Source organism: Trichocoleus sp. DQ-A1 (genome assembly GCF_039961955.1).
Classification (GTDB): Bacteria; Cyanobacteriota; Cyanobacteriia; order Cyanobacteriales; family FACHB-T130; genus FACHB-T130.
Genome location: NZ_JAMPKE010000003.1, coordinates 12,259 through 30,418, shown reverse-complemented (window position 1 = coordinate 30,418; position 18,160 = coordinate 12,259). Strand labels below are relative to the sequence as shown.

General features: G+C 47.3%; 17 protein-coding genes and 2 pseudogenes. 9 read left to right on the top strand and 10 right to left on the bottom strand.

Annotated features, from left to right (window positions below):
• Positions 1 to 267 precede the first annotated feature (267 nt).
• Positions 268 to 891 carry a DUF1997 domain-containing protein gene (locus NDI33_RS04575; RefSeq protein ID WP_347275925.1) on the top strand — a complete coding sequence of 208 codons (624 nt, stop codon included), beginning with the start codon at positions 268 to 270 and terminating at the stop codon, positions 889 to 891.
• A gap of 53 nt (positions 892 to 944) precedes the next feature.
• On the opposite strand, the gene NDI33_RS04570 is transcribed toward NDI33_RS04575, so the two are convergent.
• Positions 945 to 1,415: a DUF4079 domain-containing protein gene (locus tag NDI33_RS04570; RefSeq protein WP_190676890.1), complete on the bottom strand. Its 471-nt coding sequence runs from the start codon at positions 1,413 to 1,415 to the stop codon at positions 945 to 947.
• Positions 1,416 to 1,567: 152 nt separating this feature from the next.
• On the opposite strand from NDI33_RS04570, the pseudogene NDI33_RS04565 reads away from it, so the two are divergent.
• Positions 1,568 to 2,327, top strand: a pseudogene (locus NDI33_RS04565) (ZIP family zinc transporter).
• Positions 2,328 to 2,399: 72 nt separating this feature from the next.
• Positions 2,400 to 3,878: an ankyrin repeat domain-containing protein gene (locus tag NDI33_RS04560; RefSeq protein ID WP_190676888.1), complete on the top strand. Its 1,479-nt coding sequence runs from the start codon at positions 2,400 to 2,402 to the stop codon at positions 3,876 to 3,878.
• 137 nt (positions 3,879 to 4,015) lie between these two features.
• On the opposite strand, the gene NDI33_RS04555 is transcribed toward NDI33_RS04560, so the two are convergent.
• Positions 4,016 to 4,186, bottom strand: a complete 171-nt coding sequence (locus NDI33_RS04555; RefSeq protein WP_206753685.1) for a hypothetical protein — start codon at positions 4,184 to 4,186, stop codon at positions 4,016 to 4,018.
• Positions 4,187 to 4,891: 705 nt separating this feature from the next.
• Here NDI33_RS04555 and NDI33_RS04550 point away from each other — a divergent pair.
• Together NDI33_RS04550 and NDI33_RS04545 are read left to right on the top strand one after the other, a co-directional pair.
• Positions 4,892 to 5,866, top strand: a complete 975-nt coding sequence (locus NDI33_RS04550; RefSeq protein WP_190676884.1) for a PEP-CTERM sorting domain-containing protein — start codon at positions 4,892 to 4,894, stop codon at positions 5,864 to 5,866.
• Between the two features lie 197 nt (positions 5,867 to 6,063).
• The gene (locus tag NDI33_RS04545; protein WP_190676883.1) at positions 6,064 to 7,884 is read left to right on the top strand and encodes an HTTM domain-containing protein; all 1,821 of its coding nucleotides are present in this window, start codon (positions 6,064 to 6,066) and stop codon (positions 7,882 to 7,884) included.
• 225 nt (positions 7,885 to 8,109) lie between these two features.
• Here the strand turns inward: NDI33_RS04545 and NDI33_RS04540 are convergent, their stop codons facing one another.
• Complete coding sequence (locus NDI33_RS04540) at positions 8,110 to 9,030, bottom strand: 2OG-Fe(II) oxygenase (RefSeq protein WP_190676881.1); 921 nt, start codon at positions 9,028 to 9,030, stop codon at positions 8,110 to 8,112.
• A gap of 233 nt (positions 9,031 to 9,263) precedes the next feature.
• On the opposite strand from NDI33_RS04540, the pseudogene NDI33_RS04535 reads away from it, so the two are divergent.
• A pseudogene (locus NDI33_RS04535) lies at positions 9,264 to 9,776 on the top strand (GHMP kinase); the annotation flags it as partial.
• A 534-nt stretch (positions 9,777 to 10,310) separates the two neighbouring features.
• Positions 10,311 to 11,228, top strand: a complete 918-nt coding sequence (locus NDI33_RS04530; protein WP_242033199.1) for a UTP--glucose-1-phosphate uridylyltransferase — start codon at positions 10,311 to 10,313, stop codon at positions 11,226 to 11,228.
• A gap of 57 nt (positions 11,229 to 11,285) precedes the next feature.
• On the opposite strand, the gene NDI33_RS04525 is transcribed toward NDI33_RS04530, so the two are convergent.
• The 5 genes from NDI33_RS04525 to NDI33_RS04505 form a co-directional block, all read right to left on the bottom strand.
• The gene (locus tag NDI33_RS04525; protein WP_190427945.1) at positions 11,286 to 11,993 is read right to left on the bottom strand and encodes a hypothetical protein; all 708 of its coding nucleotides are present in this window, start codon (positions 11,991 to 11,993) and stop codon (positions 11,286 to 11,288) included.
• 59 nt (positions 11,994 to 12,052) lie between these two features.
• The gene (purH, locus tag NDI33_RS04520; RefSeq protein WP_190676875.1) at positions 12,053 to 13,606 is read right to left on the bottom strand and encodes a bifunctional phosphoribosylaminoimidazolecarboxamide formyltransferase/IMP cyclohydrolase; all 1,554 of its coding nucleotides are present in this window, start codon (positions 13,604 to 13,606) and stop codon (positions 12,053 to 12,055) included.
• A gap of 294 nt (positions 13,607 to 13,900) precedes the next feature.
• Positions 13,901 to 14,425: a photosystem I reaction center subunit XI gene (locus NDI33_RS04515; RefSeq protein ID WP_190413986.1), complete on the bottom strand. Its 525-nt coding sequence runs from the start codon at positions 14,423 to 14,425 to the stop codon at positions 13,901 to 13,903.
• 114 nt (positions 14,426 to 14,539) lie between these two features.
• Positions 14,540 to 14,668 carry a photosystem I reaction center subunit IX gene (locus tag NDI33_RS04510; protein ID WP_190413988.1) on the bottom strand — a complete coding sequence of 43 codons (129 nt, stop codon included), beginning with the start codon at positions 14,666 to 14,668 and terminating at the stop codon, positions 14,540 to 14,542.
• 36 nt (positions 14,669 to 14,704) lie between these two features.
• A complete protein-coding gene (locus NDI33_RS04505) occupies positions 14,705 to 15,202 on the bottom strand; it encodes a Photosystem I reaction center subunit III (protein WP_190413990.1) in 498 nt (165 codons plus the stop codon).
• A 102-nt stretch (positions 15,203 to 15,304) separates the two neighbouring features.
• Between NDI33_RS04505 and tsaD the strand changes: the two genes are divergently transcribed.
• Positions 15,305 to 16,357, top strand: a complete 1,053-nt coding sequence (tsaD, locus tag NDI33_RS04500) for a tRNA (adenosine(37)-N6)-threonylcarbamoyltransferase complex transferase subunit TsaD (protein WP_190676873.1) — start codon at positions 15,305 to 15,307, stop codon at positions 16,355 to 16,357.
• A 98-nt stretch (positions 16,358 to 16,455) separates the two neighbouring features.
• On the opposite strand, the gene NDI33_RS04495 is transcribed toward tsaD, so the two are convergent.
• Both NDI33_RS04495 and NDI33_RS04490 read right to left on the bottom strand, forming a co-directional pair.
• Positions 16,456 to 16,827, bottom strand: a complete 372-nt coding sequence (locus NDI33_RS04495) for a hypothetical protein (protein WP_190413995.1) — start codon at positions 16,825 to 16,827, stop codon at positions 16,456 to 16,458.
• Between the two features lie 202 nt (positions 16,828 to 17,029).
• Complete coding sequence (locus tag NDI33_RS04490; RefSeq protein WP_190676870.1) at positions 17,030 to 17,998, bottom strand: alpha/beta hydrolase; 969 nt, start codon at positions 17,996 to 17,998, stop codon at positions 17,030 to 17,032.
• Between NDI33_RS04490 and NDI33_RS04485 the strand changes: the two genes are divergently transcribed.
• Entirely contained in the window at positions 17,992 to 18,150 is a 159-nt protein-coding gene (locus tag NDI33_RS04485; RefSeq protein ID WP_190676868.1) for a hypothetical protein, read from the top strand. The genes NDI33_RS04490 and NDI33_RS04485 overlap by 7 nt on opposite strands.
• Positions 18,151 to 18,160: the final 10 nt, after the last annotated feature.

Sequence of the window (18,160 nt, the reverse complement as noted above, 5' to 3'; positions counted from 1 at the left end):
TCGCAAGCTATGCTGAGTGGACAGAGAATTTTTTTTGGTTGGCAGTAAACTCTAACTTTTTAATTGTAGAAACTCAAAGGCGTTGTCGTCTTTTGTTGAAGAATTAGAATTTATGGAAACAATTCAGCCCATTGTGGGAATCCTGTATATAGAAAAACGGCAACCAGCGCAGGAGAGCAGGTGATGCAGTCGCAATTCTACGATCGTCAACCGTTTGAGGTACCGTTTGAGGTTAACTCAGGAATGTTGAATCCAGTATCCAGTCTCATGGATGCCGACAACGCAGCCATAGAAGCCGCGAGTACAAATGAAACGACTCGATTTCATACTCACTTTGAGAGCTGCATGGAGATGTATGCCGATGCCGAAACGGTTGCTAAGTATCTAGATACTCACCACGGTTGGTTCTGCCGCTGCGCTCACCCCATGCAAGTAGAACCCCTAGGAGAGAATGGTTACGCTTTGGTAATCGGGCGTTTTGGTGCGTTTGGTTATGAGGTGGAGCCAAAAATTGGCTTAGAACTTTTGCCACGGGATCAAGGTGTTTATCGAGTTCGGACAGTACCCGTTCCGAATTACGTGACTCCAGGCTATGACGTTGACTATGAGTCGGCGATGACATTAGTGGAAGTACCGGCAGATAGATTCGCCCCACATCAGGTATCTGCGATCACCTATGTTGAGTGGCATTTGGACTTGTCCGTTTATATTCAGTTTCCCAAGTTTATTCACAAGTTGCCTAAGTCTGTGATTCAAAATACGGGCGATCGCCTATTAGCGCAAATTGTGCGACAAGTTTCTAAGTCTCTCACCCCCAAAGTCCAGGAAGACTTTCATACCAGTCTGGGCTTGCCCGTGCCTAAAAAAGCCAAGAAAAGGGCTAATGGCTAAATCCCTAATGGCTAATGGCTAATTGTTATTAGCCATTAGCATCCTCCCAAAGGCTACATCTTGCTGATGATCCTTTGCAAAATTTCCACACCGCTGACAGCTTGCCAGCCAAACAGTCCCAAAAGCACAACATTTAAAAAAATGTGACTGTAACGCGCCCAATTGTGACCTTTTTGCATATAGGGAGAGAGTGCAGCAGAAACTGCTATCATCCCCGTCATGCCTAAGCCTGCTAGCAGGTGAGGTCCGACAAAGAGTTTTCCATTATTGATATAGGTAACGCCCATGCCGATCAGCGTGCCTATCACCATCAACGCCAACAGCAATGAACCAACTTGGTAGTGCCGGACGTTAAACCTGCCTTTGATTAGCTCTTTTTTGGCTTCCCCTTCAGCATTGCGAGTGCGTCGGACGAGAATCCCCAGATATAGGGCATAGAGGGATGTGCCCAGTAACACCCACATCAAGGCGGGGTGAATAAAATTAAGCCAGGGTTTAATCGATACGGGGATTTCCAAGCTCATAAGATTCGGCTCATTAAGGAACTTTATAAAACTTATCATAATGGCTGTCTACCTTTGGGTAGTCGTCATTACCGCGCCATAACCTCAGATGATCGAGTAGTCAAAAATCTGCTAAACATTGCAGGGCAGGAATTTCTGAAGGAGGGCAGCTGATGTTGCCAGTCTGGTTACAGGCAGGTTTCTGGGGATTGGTGGGTGGATCGGCGTTGCTATTCGGAGCCGGGTTGGGATATTTTGTGCGAATTTCCCCGCAAGCGATCGCAGCCGTGATGGCTTTTGGTGCCGGGGTGCTAATTTCGACGCTATCTTTTGAGCTAATGGATGAGGCTTATCAGCGGGGTGGCTTCGATTCAACAGCAATTGGTTTCTTAAGTGGTGCTGCTGTCTACACAGGAGCAAACTGGTATCTGAATTATCAGGGTGCCAAGCATCGCAAGCGCTCTGGCAACCAACAAAAATCTCTTATAGGAGGCGAGTGGGAGCGGTTTAGCGATCGCTATCGGTGCCTTGCTGGATGGCATTCCGGAATCAATTGCGATCGGGGTCAGCATGATTCAAGGAGGAGTTGTTAGCTGGGTAACCGTAGCAGCCGTTTTCCTCTCGAATCTTCCCGAAGGACTCTCTAGCGCCGCTGGCATGAAGAAAGCAGGTCGTTCAGCTCGCTATATCTTCGGTGTGTGGGCAGCGAGCGCGATTCTTTCTGGTATCGCCGCGCTTTTGGGCGATGTCATCTTCAGTCACTTCTCTGAAGAAATTATCGCCGCAACTACCGCCGTAGCAGCAGGCGCAATTCTGGCAATGATATCAGACACCATGATTCCAGAAGCTTTCGAGCAAGCCCATGATTTTGCTGGACTAATCACCGTTGTTGGCTTCCTCGTTGCCTTTGTCCTCTCCAAGCTTGGGGGTTAAGCGACACCCTCCTCTCAAAAGTATAATTTGAGGTGAAGTTGGCAATGCTGCGGAGGGGATCGGGCAACAGCGGTGAGTGCAAATCAAGACTTAATTAGGGCGGCGAAGCGGGGAGAACTTCAGCGGGTAAAAGCGCTAATCACCGCTGGCGCTGATGTCAGTGCGACAGACCGGGAGGGCACCACTGCTTTGATGTTTGCCGCCCAGAACGGCTACACCGAGATTGTCAGACTTTTACTGGACGCTGGTGCAAACGTCAATCAACTTAGACAACGATATCGTCTGACGGCTTTGATGATAGCGGCGGCAGCGAATCAGATTGACGTAGTTAGAATGTTAACTGCCAAAGGAGCTGATGTGAATGCCGCTAACGAGGATGGCAGCACAGCGCTGATGGTGGCGGCGCTGAAAGGTTATGTTGACGTGGTACAAATCTTGCTGGATGCGGGTGCCCAAGTCAATGTCAAAGACAACGTTGAGGATACGGCTTTGATGTTGGCGGCGCAGGAGGGCAAAGCTAGCGTGGTGCAAGCTTTGTTAGATGCCGGTGCTGAGGTGAATGGAAGGAGAGAGAATGATGGCGTCTCTCCCTTATTTCTCGCTGCTGGACTTGGGCACGCTGACACAGTGCAGGTTTTGTTAGAGCGAGGGGCAGATGCGAATGCCGAAACCAAGGACGGCAGAAGCCCCCTGATACAAGCTGCTGAGTTTGGTCGTTTAGAAGTGATTCAGCGGTTGTTAGCGAATGGCGCTGATGTGAATGCGAAAGACAAAGAAGGTGAAACCCCTTTAACTCTCGCAATCGATCGAGTTCATACGGATGTGGTGAGAGCATTGCTAGAAGGCGGTGCTGATGTGAATGCTCAAAACTCGGATGGCTCAACGGCGCTGATGGCTGCGGCAGCGATCGCTAACACGGATATTGTGACGGCGCTACTCGATCGCGGCGCGGATATCAATGCCAAAGATAAAGATGATGAGACGGCTTTAAACTTTGCCGTTGTCGAAGGTCATGCTGATGTTGTAGAAATTCTCCTCAACCGAGGGGTGGATGTCCAGTCGCGAAATAAGCTGGGCGATACCGCTTTGATGGTGGCAGCATTGCATGGTCAGACGGCGATTGTGGAAGCTCTGTTAAGAAAGGGCGCGAATTCTAACGCGGGGAATCTGGGTGAGACAGCGTTAACTGTGGCAGCATTGCAGGGGCACGCTGACACGGTGAAAGTGCTGCTGGAGGGTGGGTCTAAGCCCAATACACGAACCAACGACGGGAAATGTGCGCTAATCAAGGCAGCTGAGCAGGGGCACGCGGGGGTGATGCAAGGGCTACTCTCGTTGGGAGCGGATATCAATCTTCAGGATGATGCTGGTGCGACTGCTTTAATGTGGGCGGTCCAGCGGGGTCATGCGAATGCCGTGCAGGTATTGCTGAAAGCTGGTGCGGATGTGAATTTGAAGAACCGGGGTGGCTACACGGCTTTGGCGATCGCCCAAATGAATCGAAACCGGGAAATCGCGCGATCGCTCAAAGCATCTGGAGCTGTAGATTAACGCTTAAAAGCCTGTAAAGAGTGTCAAGGAGTAAGGAAGTAGAGTGCAAGGCGGCGACACGCGATCGGGTGCCCAGCACTCTTACAGCATTTGTTGTAGAAATCTCTGCGAATCAATATTAAGCGGTAAATCGCTAATCAATTAGTGTGGAATGCTACTTTTACACAACGGTTTTCCCTACAATGCCGCTGAATCAAGACGGCACCCTCTGTAGCAGGCTGAGGGATCGTTTTAGCACCCGGATCGGTGTGAGCGATCGCGCGATCTCCGTGTAGTTGTAGGTTGGGTTGAGGAACGAAACCCAACACGTATAAGCATTTGTTAGGGATGGCTCCTTAATTCAACCTACCTTTGCTTTGAATTTTTAGCTTCTTCGGGAACCGTATTAGAAACTGCCTCGGCAACCGATTGTAAGTAGCCAGAACTGGCTACACAAGAATCATCTGGGCTTAAATACACAACACGAGTGGGAACTCAAACGAGTCTGCGCTGTTCTATCAGTTTGAGGATTGCGTAAACGGGGAAAGCGCTTTTATCTCGCAGCCAAAAACAGCGATCGCCTTCTTAAAGAGCATCAATCATTTACGTGGAATCCTCATGGATTATAAAGGAACCATAAAGGCAAATGCCTATTTATTTAAAGCTATTAATAAGTTACGTATAAACCCTGATATTTAATTTTAAGAAACTACAAACATAATCTATTTTTATATAAATTTATTATAAAGCCTCAGTATAAATACTTTGCTTTAAATTAGAAACTAACAAACGGCCTCGTTTTAACTAGGTAACTAAACCAAGTAAAATCCTCATCAGTAGAATCATGAAGCAGCGATAAAGAGCGCTGCCATTTTATTTAAAGATATCGAGAAACTACTGAGAATCTATTGTGGCTTAGAGGAGCCACTGATATATTGCGTACATTAGCTGAGCGTGAAAGATGCAGAGCTAAAGAAAAAGCCTTATCTACAAACGCCAATTAAATCTTGCGTCTTACCAGGGAGATTTCATCCATGAAAGTAACTTCATTTTTACCTTCTATTTTCGCAGCAGCTGGCATTGCTATTACATCCTCTTTTCTAGTACCAACCTCTGCACAAGCCTTCGGCATATCTTTTGATTCCACCAGTCAATCTTCTAATCCCACTGCCACTGGCGCATCAGCTTTTGTAGAATTCGGTTTTACTCAGGCAGGAGACAATGTTCTGCTTGAGCTGGATATCACCAACACTACTGGTGAGATAAATCCTTTCGGTGCTGGAGCCACTGAGTCTAAACTGACAGGTTTTGCGTTCGATCTCCTACCAGGTTTGTCCGTAGTTAGTAACTCCTACACGGGCACCAGTTTCTTCCCTGTACTGTTACAAGACGTTAATTTTACTCCTTTTAGTAATCAGGTCGGTAACTTTAGCGTTGCTGTTGCTGATAACGATAACTTTGAAGGTGGCAATGCTAATAATGCCCTTCCTGAGGGCGCTAGTACTCTTGTCAGCTTTTTATTGAGTGGTACAAACCTCGTTGCTGGCACACTTGAAAGCCAATTCCTGGCTGCATTTCAGAATAACACCCTTCAGGCGGCAGTTCGCTTCCAGCAGGTAAATGCTGGCGCTGGGAGTGACAAATTGCTAGGTGGTACTATTGTCGGCGGCGACGATGGCGGCGGTGACAACGGTGGCGACAACGGTGGCGACAACGGCGGCGACGATGGCGGCGGTGACAACGGTGGCGACAACGGTGGCGACAACGGTGGCGACAACGGCGGTGACAACGGTGGCGACAACGGCGGTGACAACGGCGGCGATAACGGCGGCGACAACGGTGGTGACAACGGCGGCGACAACGGCGGTGGTGACAACGGCGGCAATAATGGCGGTGACAACGGCGGCGACAACGGCGGTTCAACAAAGGTACCAGAACCAGGCACTGTGGCAGCTCTAGCCTTAATGGTTGGAGGACTGAGAGTAGTGCGCCGTCGGAAATCTAACTAAACCACTCATTGATTAAATAGTCATTGTTTCGGTAAGCGATGGGGGTTGGAAGTTTAGTTGAACTTCCAACCCTAATTTTTGCTAACAAGGTGCTTCTGTATCGGTGGCACTGTAATTTGGATAATGAATGCCGATTTTGGCGACTTTTATAGAGATTTTAGTTATAACCGAATTGTCAATTAAGGGGCTAACGTTCTATGTTCTCCAAGGAGAAAAAATTTAAAAGTGGCTTTGAGAGGAAGCTAGAGGAACTGTTTGGGTTGGACTTGCGATCGCTCGCTCTGTTTCGCATCGGTCTAGCGTTGCTCGTCGTTACCGATCTGATTAATCGTTCTAAGGATCTCAAAGCTCACTACACTGATTTTGGCATCCTTCCCCGCGCCCCACTAATTGAACAATTTTTAAATTCTTGGTTTTGGTCAGTACATTTATTCAGCGGACAAGCCTTATTTCAAAGTTTTCTATTCTTATTTGCTGGATTTATTGCCTTTGCACTGTTAATCGGTTATCGGACAAGATTTGTCACTATCGTATCCTGGGCACTCTTGGTTTCCCTTCATAGTCGAAACCCGATGGTACTCAGTGCGGGAGACATCGAATTTCGCTTGTTGCTATTTTGGGCAATGTTTTTGCCGTTAGGGGCGTGTTATTCGGTGGATAGCGCCCTCAATTCATCCTCAAAAGCTTTGCCAGAGCGCATTTTGTCCGGTGCAACGGTCGCCTTGACACTACAAATCTGCTTTGTCTACTGGTTTACATGGGCGCTAAAGTCCGATCCGATCTGGTGGAAAGAGGGCAGCGCCGTTTATTATGCCTTGAGCATCGATCAGTTTGCGACTCCTATCGGTCAATTTTTCTTAGGATTTCCGCCGCCACTGCTCGTCTTTTTAACCTACACGACGCTGGGGATTGAGTTATTAGGGCCATTTTTACTGTTCATCCCCATCCGTACTAGCTTTTTCCGCTTGTGTGCGGTGGTGACATTTATCCTGTTACATCTCGGTTTTGGACTAGGACTAACCCTCGGTCTTTTTCCGTTTATCAGCGCGATCGCTTGGCTGGTTTTCATCCCTAGCGAGTTTTGGAATGGGATCTCCCAGCGCCTGCAAACTCCGCAACGTCAGGGACTAAAAATCTACTATGACGGAGAGTGTGGTTTCTGTAAAAAGACGGTATACCTGCTCCGCACCTTCTTAGTATTGCCAGGAACGCCACTGCTTTTAGCTCAGGATGACCCGGAAATTTTCGCGGACATGAAAACGCACAATTCCTGGGTAGTGGTCGATTGGGAAGGATACAAACATTTCAAATTTAAAGCGATCGCCTACGTCTGTCACCTATCACCCTTACTTCGACCTCTGACTCCCTTGTTGGAATGGCGTCCTGTCTTGTCTGTGGGTACAAAAGCCTACGAAATCATTGCCAACAATCGCCGCGCCGCCTCTAAAGTCACGGCTCCTTTAAAGTTTCGCCCCCTGGAAGTGCGTTCTTCGTTGTTAACAGATATTATCGCCTTCCTCTTATTGCTTTGCGTCTCTTTGTGGAATCTCAGGACGATTGCTCCCTCTATCTTTAAGCTGCCAAGCGTGGTTAATTGGGTGACGCTTGTGTTGAGATTAGACCAAAAATGGAGTATGTTTGCTCCCTATCCACTTAAAGATGATGGCTGGTATGTCATTCCAGGTCAGCTTAAAGACGGCACTGAAATAGATGTTTTTAAAAATGGCACACCTGTAAGCTGGGAAAAACCACGTCTTGTGTCTGCGACTTATCCAAACGAGCGTTGGCGCAAATACATGATGAATATTTGGAGCAAGGACAATTCCAAATATCGTCTTTACTATGGGCGATATCTTTGCCGCAACTGGAATACTCAACACCAAGGGTCACAGCAGCTTGATACCTTTTCTATTTACTTTATGCGTGAAAACACCCTGCCAAATTATCAAACCCCAACGGTAAAAAAGGTTCGCATTTGGAAGCATTCCTGCTTTAATCCATCCCCAGAAGATAACTAAGCTGATGTGCATTTCCAAATGCACATCAGCCTTATAGTATGCGTTTTTTCGTCGCGTATACACTGGGAGTATTCTACGTTTACCAGAATTTACCTAGACCCTGGAGGATGCAGCTACAAAAACGTAGCCTGACGGAGACAGGCTAATTCTTTAAATGGTCAATTAACCGGACTTGATATTAGACCGCGAAGGCGGTCTTTGTTCGTGTAGCTGCGACTTTAGTCGTTACGCATTATTTACTTGACGACGCACCCAGCCATTAATGGTGAATCGACTGTCTGCGAAAGCTTTAGAAGGACAAACCACAGGCAAGACTTCGTGTAAATAGCGGCTCAGGAAAAACACAATGCTGTTGTTTTTCGGTTCAACTGTTTTAAACGAGTCTGATTGTACGTAAAAATTGTTTTCCACCTTACTGTCGTAAATCAGTAACTCTCCACCAGAAAAGGGTTTTGGCTCGCGATAAAAGTAATAAACATAAGTTAATTCTCTAGTGATAGTTTCAGGGCTGCCATTATCGTTATGAATTTTGAAATAATTCCCGTCATTATGGGAAGTTAACTGACTTTCAATATCGGAAACTTTAAAAGAAGGTATCCCTAGCTTTCTGAAGACATTTGGGAGAATCGCTTTAATTCGATTGACTACCAATTCAGAAAATTCTGGGAAGTAATAGAGAACCATTGAGCGACGATAGTCAGCCTCGTTTGTTGAAGTGCTAGTAGAAACGAAGTTTGACTCTTGTTCCCAAACATAATTAAGTAAGCGGTTTTTTTCTTCTAACGTTAAAAAGTTATCAATTTGCACATATTCAGAAGGTAATATATTTGGTAAAAAATCTACGGATTGAGGTGGTGGCTCTTCTATTGGCGGCAAGTTTTGTTGCACGTACAGGGGTGGTTCCGTAACGATACCAACCAAGCGATCGCTCGAAAAAGACAGAGCCGCATGACCCTCATTAATGGGAATCTGAAACAAACAAGAAAATACCGCTTCCTGTTTTTGGGATTGAGCCACAATTGTCTTCAGCAGACTGTGGAGTACGGGTGAATCTGACTTGAGATAAATGGTGTACTCATGTCCTCCTGTTAGGAGAAGCTGAACTTTTACATCCTGTACGTTAGGCTGCTGTAGAGCCGATTGCATAAACGTTTCCTCTTCGATGTTGAAAAATTGAAGAAACTATCCTTGGGCTTTCTCCCTAGCTTCAGAGCAATTTTAACCAGTCGATGCGATTTATTGACTGGTACCGAGACCCAACGGGGTGCAAAAAGCCGAATCATCGCGATAGATAAATCGCGTAGATAAAAAGAGCGATCGCTTCAACGCTTGCTCACCACCCAGAGTAGTTTATTACTAGAGGGTGCGAAGATAGCAGCATGAAATTTATGAAAATTTTTGTTCCAGGTCGCCTGTGTCTGTTTGGCGAACACAGCGATTGGGCGGGAGACTATCGCCGCATCAATCCGAATTTAGAAAAAGGCTATACGCTGATCGTCGGGACTAATCAGGGGCTTTATGCCGAGGTTAAGCCTCATCCAACTCATCTGATTTTTCACGCTTCCCTGAGTGACGGCACCCGGAAAACGCTGACTCTGCCGATGGACGCCGAGGTTTTGCTTGCCGAAGCTGAAAAAGGTGATTTCTTTAGTTATGCCGCTGGCGTTGCCTACCAATTTGTAGCTCGTTACCGAGTGCGCGGACTGGAAATCGACAATTATCTAACAGATTTGCCAGTTAAGAAAGGTCTGTCCTCCAGTGCTGCGCTGTGCGTCCTCGTAGCTCGTGCTTTCAATCGCGTGTACGACTTAAAGATGACCCTCCGAGACGAAATGGAGTTGGCTTATCTGGGGGAGATTACAACGCCTTCTCGCTGCGGACGGATGGATCAAGCGTGTGCTTATGGCGATCGCCCGATCCTGATGGTTTTTGATGGCGATTCGCCTAGCGGCGATCGCTTCGCTTCACGCTTGGATATTATTGAACTAAAAGTACCCAAAAACCTGTTCTTTGTAATTGTCGAGCTCGGTGCTGGGAAAAATACCCAAGAAATACTCAATAACTTGAATCAGTGTTATCCTTTCGCCTGTAACGAATCCCAAGAGAATGTCCAAAAATATCTTGGCTCCATCAGTTCTCAAATTACTCAAGAAGCAGTTAACGCCTTGCAAAAAGGAGATGCTGAAAAAATTGGTATCTTGATGAAGAAGGCACAAACCGAATTTGATAAGCATCTAATTCCCGTCTGTCCTGAGCAATTAACAGCTCCCATCCTGCATAAAATCCTTGATTATGAACCCATTCAGCCCTACATTTGGGGAGGGAAAGGTGTTGGTTCCCAAGGGGATGGTACAGCACAATTTATCGTTAAAGACGAAGAAAGCCAGCAAAAAGTTATTGAAATTATTGAGCGGGATTTTCCTCAAATGCAAGGTTTAAAGCTAACACTTCATGCACGCAAAGTTCGCAAAGCTATAATTCCAGCCGGAGGTTTCGGAACTCGTTTATTTCCAGCTACCAAGGCGGTGAAAAAGGAATTTTTCCCGATTATCGATCGAGAGGGTCGTGCCAAGCCGGTAATTCTAGCAATTGTGGAAGAAGCCATCAGCGCTGGTATAGAAGAAATCGGGATTGTAGTGCAACCAGGCGATCGCGCACTTTTTGAGGAGTTCTTTAAAGCTCCACCTCCAGGCGAACTTTTCAAAAAATTATCGCCGCAAAATCAGGAATATAGCCAGTATCTACAAGATTTAGGCAGCAAAATTAAATTTTTGAATCAAGACAAACCAGAAGGCTATGGTTATGCTGTATTCTGTGCCAAAGAATGGGTGAAAGATGAGCCATTTCTGCTGATGCTGGGCGATCATGTTTACTCATCGGACACTGGAACATCATGTGCAGGTCAACTTTTAGATGCTTACAAACAAGTTAATCAAAGTGTTGTTAGTTTAACGACACTTCCAGCAGAAAGCCTTCATAAATCTGGCTGTGTTACCGGAATTTGGCAGGAATCAAACTCAATCCTTTCAGTAACTCAACTTGCAGAAAAGCCCACAATTGAGTATGCACGCCAGCATCTTCGTGTAGAGGGAATGGCAGAAGATCAATTCTTATGTATATTCGGTTTATATGTACTCACACCGAAAATATTTGAATTTCTCGAAAATAATATTCAAAACAACTTCCGGGACGAAAAAGGCGAATTTCAGTTAACATCCTGTCTCGATCAATTGCAACAGCAAGAGGGAATGACCGGATATATTGTCAACGGTAAGTGTTATGACACCGGATTGCCAGATCCCTATCGCCAGACAATGATTGATTTTAGAAATGCACAGCAGTAGTTAAAAGGGTGAGCGATCGCGATAAAGCATCTGAACCCCGGCGATCACGATCGCTTATCAGCCGCTCCTCGCTCCCGTTAGATTACAGACTATCTCTGAGGCTAGTGCTGCTGGCGTCAACTTCTGTACTACTGAGAGTAAACGCTGTCTAAACAGTTCTACTTCTGCCTTAGCTGCTCTTATAGCAACCTCAAGTACGGAAGGTTTGACTGTGTATCGGGTAGCGGAGTTTGGGAGCTTTGAGCTAGACGTTTCGTGGTATCCGCTAATGCACAGATTCCCCGAAGCAAACCGAACAGAAACCCAAGGATGACCAATCCACAGCTCATCCCACTGCTCTCCACGATAGGTCATTGCCCCTTCCCACGCTGCTATGTCCTCTAAACCACTACAGCAGGTCGGCTCTATGACGATATCGTCGTTGCAACACAGGACATAGCCTCCAGAAAAGGAACCGATGCACTCTAGATCCGGACTCGAAGTGGCAATCTCTAGCTTCTCGAAATATGTTTCCACCAGATGTCTTAGGACAAATGGCTCAACTAATTGAGAAATTGGCACCAGCCAAGAACCAGGACGAATCGGTTCTATACTTTCGAGTTCCGAATCGGCAAGGCTCTCCTTCCAGTATCGATACCAAGCATGAGGATTTTCTACTACCCTACCGAGAGGAAGACTCCGTTCGCTATGACAATAGTCGCTTGGCGCGAACTCAATCACTGGTATTAAAGCAACCTGACCGCTAAGAGCAACGAATGGCATCACTTGAAAAGCCGCAAGCAATAGGTGAATTTACACAACTCAGATGCTCTCCATCTGACTGCTTAATGCAAGAAGTGACGGATACCTGTTAACACCATCACTAAACCAAGCTCATTAGCAGCCCTAATCGAATCTTGATCGCGCAGGCTGCCTCCCGGCTGAACAATCGCTACAATTCCCGCCGCCGCTGCTGTCCGCACCGAGTCATCGAAGGGGAAAAAACCATCGCTGGCAAGCGTGGCACCTGAGGATTTTTCTCCAGCTTGTTCTAAGGCAATTTTGACCGAACCGACGCGATTCATTTGCCCAGCACCCACACCTAAAGTAGTGCGATCGCGCGTTACAACAATCGCGTTAGACTTAACGTGTTTGCAAACTTTCCAGGCGAATAGTAATTCTTCCAGTTGTACTGGGGTTGGTTGCTTTTCTGTGACGACTTGCCACTGGCTGGCGTTTTCCACCACGTCATCAGAAGCTTGGACGAGGAAACCACCGGCAATAACCTTAACTGTATTTTCTGGCCCAGCCGCCAAGTCTGGCAAAGTCAAAACCCGCACCTTAGACTTAGCCGCCAGAATTTCCTGTGCCTCTGGTTCGCATCCCGGTGCCACGACGCATTCTAAAAATGTTTTGGTCAGTGCTGTCGCTGTGGAGGCGTCAATCGGCTGATTTAGCGCCACAATCCCCCCGAAAGCCGAAACCGAATCAGCATTAAAAGCTTTTTCATAAGCCTCCGACAAGCTATTTCCTAAACCTACGCCGCAGGGATTATTGTGCTTGATAATCGTCGCGGCTGGGGTATCGGGAAACTCGGCAATAATCCGCCGCGCTGCTTCCAAATCCACTAAGTTGTTATAACTCAGTTCTTTTCCCTGAAGTTTAGTCGCCGCCGCCCATCCAGACGCAACTGCCCCAGTTTGATACCATGCGGCAGGTTGATGGGGGTTTTCCCCATATCGTAGAGATTGCAACTGTTGTCCAGAAAGGTCAAATTGGGTGGGTAGGGGCGATGTATGCGCCTCGACAGGGGATTGATGGGTGAGATAGGTCGCGATCGCCTTGTCATACCCCGCCGTATGCTCAAACGCCTCTCGTGCCCTAGCCAGACGGAACTCAAAGGACACGTCCCCGCCCTGTTGCTGCAATTCCTGCAAGTAGGCATCATACTGAGCCGGGTTAGACAAAACTGTTAGATGTTGGAAGTTTTTTGCAGAAGCCCTTATCATCGCTGGGCCACCAATGTCAATCTGCTCAATTGCTTCCGGCAATGTGACTTCGGCTTTCGCAATCGTCTGCTCAAAAGGGTAAAGATTTACTACTACCAAATCAATCGGGCGAATTTGGTTCGCCTCCAAATCTGCCAAATCTTCGGGCACATCCCGACGCGCCAAAATCCCGCCATGAATTCGGGGATGCAGCGTTTTGACTCGCCCCCCCAAAATCTCCGGAGAACCCGTGTAATCGGAAACTTTCGTCACGGGTAGCCCAGCATCTTTAAGGGCTTTAGCCGTTCCACCACTGCTGATTAAATCAAACTCAAATTTTTCAACCAACTGACGGGCAAAGTCGATTAGCCCAGTTTTATCAGATACACTCAGCAGTGCTAGACGCGCCATAACTTCTAAAGTCCCTCTTTTTCCAACCTTACTCAGGATAAATGCGATCGCCCTCATGCACAAACAGAGAACCCTGCCCTCACGGCATGGGCAGGGTTCTTGATTCAAAGCGAAGTGAGGAGTTTCAGATAACCGCTTGCCTGGTGGCAAGAAAACGGTTGGTCAGTGGTTTGCCTCAGCCACGACGCCACGCATTTCTGGTTAAACAGATGGGTGCGCAGTGGTAAGCCAGTCGTAACGAACGCTAGAAGACTTGTATAACAGGTGTTTCCAAGCTAGCGATCGCTACTGCTACTACCCAATTTTGAACAGACCTTGAAGCAGTTCCAAATTGGAAATCAGCAGGTAGGCGATTCCCGCACCACCAACTCCACCAATCAGAAAATTACTCGCAAACTCGTTCCAGCCTTCCTGACTATTGAGGGCGTCTGGAGGACGGGGCGTGGTAATCGTTTTAGTGGGGTTGGGGGGATTGCTAGAAGCGTAGAGGGATAGCCCAATCGTCAAAATGATAATCAAGCCAACCGTTGACAGCAAACCTGCCAGGTTCGCGACATCTGTATCGCGCAGAGGACCCAGTTTGGCGAAGGGACCAATCAACCAATAACCATGAGCCATACCAATTTCTAATGCTCGGCGTCCGGGTGACAGCCCTTTGCGATAGGCTGGCAAGTTATTGATGTAAGCCTCTGTGAAACCGGAAGAATTAATCGGCGTTGCTAAATTGCCAATTTGCGGATCGCCAGCTTCATGGACAACTTCCCGATTTCTGGGGTCGTTACGACGATCTTTCGAGTCGCTTATTGCTTGCACTTGCATAATTTCTTCACCTTTTGATGAGCTAGTGCCACTAATTATCGTTGGGTTAAAACTGGAGATGCTTCTATCGTTTGATACAGCATTTTTTAACCAGTCTTGAAAATCCTGCGATCTTTACGGCATTGGATGGAAAAGCAGGTCGGGGAAAATGTAGATAAAGACAGCCAAGAGACTAGCCTGAAGGGATAGCCACACAATAGCCAGAACCGGAGCTAGGGAAAGATACTTGAGGAAATACTGCATGAATCATTCTCCAAAACAGTCAATAATTCAACGTAACTAGCGAATTGAGACAGGAATCTCATCTTCTTTTGCAGTCAATTCACCCGTGAGCAATTCTTTGACTGCTGCCAAAGGCCAAGTGAAGCCACTTAGCATAAAACCAACAGCCCGGGGAACATCCAGTTGGATTTCTTTGTACTCTGGGTTTGCCTCTTTTTTCACTGATTGAATATAGGCACGACCAACCCAACCAATCCAACCCGCAATATACAGGAACAGAATGCTGGGAATGATAAAGTCACCGGCACGATCCAGGCGACCATCTACAACCAAGTGGGGTAAACCCTCTGGGCCACACATTGCCTGAGAATAACGTTCAAAACGCTTGCGTCCTGAATCGGGGTCGAAGTTGGTATTGCGGGCGGTTGCAGCACGTTGCTGAAAAGCCTTGGACTGGCTGCATGGCACCAGACCTGATACGTTATCAGCCGATGCCGTTGGGGCAACGCTAAACCAAATACAAAGGGCAAAAATCAAAGCCAACAATCGTTTCATGGGATTGTTTCCTTTTGTTACAAAACGAAAACTTTTATGTACAAAACAAGGTCATTGTTTGTACGGAAGCAATCATGTATCGATATATTAAAGTACCAGTGAATGTCAACAGTATTAGCGATTGAAACAAGTTGTGACGAAACGGCGGTAGCGATCGTAAAGAATCGTCAAATTTGCAGTAGCATCGTCGCCTCACAAATCCCTGTTCATCGGCAGTATGGCGGGGTTGTGCCAGAAATTGCTTCCCGTCAACACGTCGAAATAATTAACAATTGTTTAGACAAAGCACTCGAAGAAGCGCAGATGGAGTGGGCGTCAATTGATGGTATTGCGGCAACCTGCGCCCCTGGTTTGGTGGGGGCATTGTTGGTGGGGCTGACGGCTGCCAAAACTCTTGCGATTGTCCATCGGAAACCGTTTGTCGGAGTCCATCATCTGGAAGGCCACATATACGCTACTTATTTGAGCGAACCTTCTTTACAGCCGCCTTTTTTATGTCTGCTGGTTTCGGGCGGACACACCAGCTTGATTTATGTAAAAGATTGTGGTGTGTACGAGACACTAGGAGAAACCCGCGATGATGCCGCTGGTGAAGCCTTCGATAAGGTGGCGCGGTTGTTAAATCTGGGTTATCCGGGTGGGCCGGTGATTGACCAACTCGCCCAAGCGGGGAATCCGCAAGCCTATCCTTTGCCGGAAGGGAATGTCGGGGTGCCAGGGGGCGGCTATCATCCCTATGACTCTAGTTTTAGTGGCTTAAAAACAGCTGTGCTGCGACTGGTGCAAAAGTTGCAGCAGGAAGCGTCTCCGTCGCTGCCGGTGAATGACATTGCGGCAAGTTTCCAAGAAAGCGTAGCGCGAAGTCTGACGCGAAGGGCGATCGCCTGCGCCCTCGACTACGGTCTTGATACCATTGCCATCGGTGGCGGTGTCGCCGCCAACAGTGGGCTGAGAAAACACCTGCAAGTCGCTACTGCACAGCGAAACCTGCGGGTGCTATTCCCCCCGCTAAAATTCTGCACTGACAACGCCGCCATGATTGCCTGTGCTGCCGCCGATCATTTGAATCGGGGTCATACTTCCCGATTGACTTTGGGCGTTCAGTCCCGGCTGCCAATTACTAATGTTATGCAGCTTTACCAAACTTCACAGTAGAAGTTTGCATCCAGTTTTGAGGCGCGAGGATGCAATATTTTTCGGGCAAAGCGATCGCGCAATTTCTAAACAGACCTTAAATCAGTCGATTCTCTCGATCATTTTGATGAGTAAGGATGCAATACTTTGGATAGCGCGATCGCCCGGTTTCTGTCTGAAAGCTGCTGCAAATTCAGCTGATTATTCTCATCTAAAAGATTTTCTTTCTGCAAAAGCTCATAAATTGTTAAAGACAGCAGCATTTCTACCTGATTCGCCCGACTGCTGAGCCAATGATGAGTCTCTGCATCCGAGGGAAAGCGCTCAATACACTCATTTGTGTAACGGCGAAACTCTCTGACATCATTTAAAAGCCGAACCAAATAACTAGGACACTCGCAAGCAATTACATCGGCTGCCTCGCAGATAGCCAGCAGATGTTCGTCAGTCAACTCCGAAGAAATTTGAATAGTCTGTTTTGGATCGATCATAATTTCAGCACAAGTATCAGGAAAGCCTTAGATTCATCAGTTGATTGTTCCCTTGCCACTCAGACTAATTACTACTCTTCTGGGATCGCTCATCGCGATCGCAGTCAAAATCTAAGAAGCGAAAATCAATATCGTTTTTTTGCAAGCACCCCTTTAATCTTAATAAAATTTAAAGATTTATGGTGCCAACAAAACATCTACCTTAAGCGAAGTTGCTAGAATCCGGACAATTAGCTATGATTTTGCGAATTTCGGTAGCAACTGCCTCTGGCTGCTCCACCATCGATAGATGTCCGCAGTCCGGAATTTCCATCACGTTCTCACCACAACCCTGAAATAACGGGTGAAAGCTTGCTAAGTGGCGCACATACTTCGGTTCCATTACCCTATCTTTAGCACCAGCAATAAAATAAACCGGCTGTTTTAGCCGTGACACCACCTGCGGTAAGCGATTGACCTCCGCTTCCGTCGTCGAATCCAGTAAAGACCCCAGCGCCGCTTCCGGATGAGCCGTAATAAAATCAATCAGTCGCTGTCGTCCCCAGCACCGAGCAATTGGGCGCGCCACTTGCGCCCGCGTAAAAGGCAAATCAATCCCCGGTACATAGCACAGCCAATGGGGACGCCGTTTCAGAAGCTGCTGACCCGCAGCCCGAAATCGCTCGAAAGCCTCCTTCAGATAAATGCCACCTCCAGCATTAATGCAGACGACCCCCTTAACAGAATCAGGTTGCTGGTCTGCCGCCCAAAGGGCAATGCTGCCACCCAACGAATGACCAATCAGCCAAGCACTAGAGATATTCAGCTTCTGCAACAAAATACCGACTTCTTTGGCATAAGCAGCGGGAGTGTAATTCGAGAGGCTCAACGTAAGAGGCTCTGAAGAGCGAAGAAAGTTCTCCTCTGGCTGACTCTCGCCGACTACTTGCCGACTCTGCACCGGCATTTCTTGACGGGTGAACCCATAATTATCCAGAGGCTGAGAATCACCAAACCCCCGCAAGTCGTAAGACAAACACTGATAATCTGGTGCTATCTGCTCAATCAGGGGTTGCCAGTACCGACGGCTGAGGAGCCAGCCGTGGATAAAGACTAAAACAGGGGTAGATGATGCAATGGGAGGCGTCAAATCGTAGGTGTGCCGAACTCCCAGGATTTCGATAGTTGCCATATTTTGATCCTATCCCGAAGTTCTACCAGATTGGTGAAGAAGTCATTGTTATTGGTCATGGCTTACCCCTGCCTTACGAAACGTCTGCTTGTAGGCGCGATCGCTTCGAGAAGCGTAAAGTTAGGACTATTGGACAAAAGACTAATGGCTAAACATTCTAAA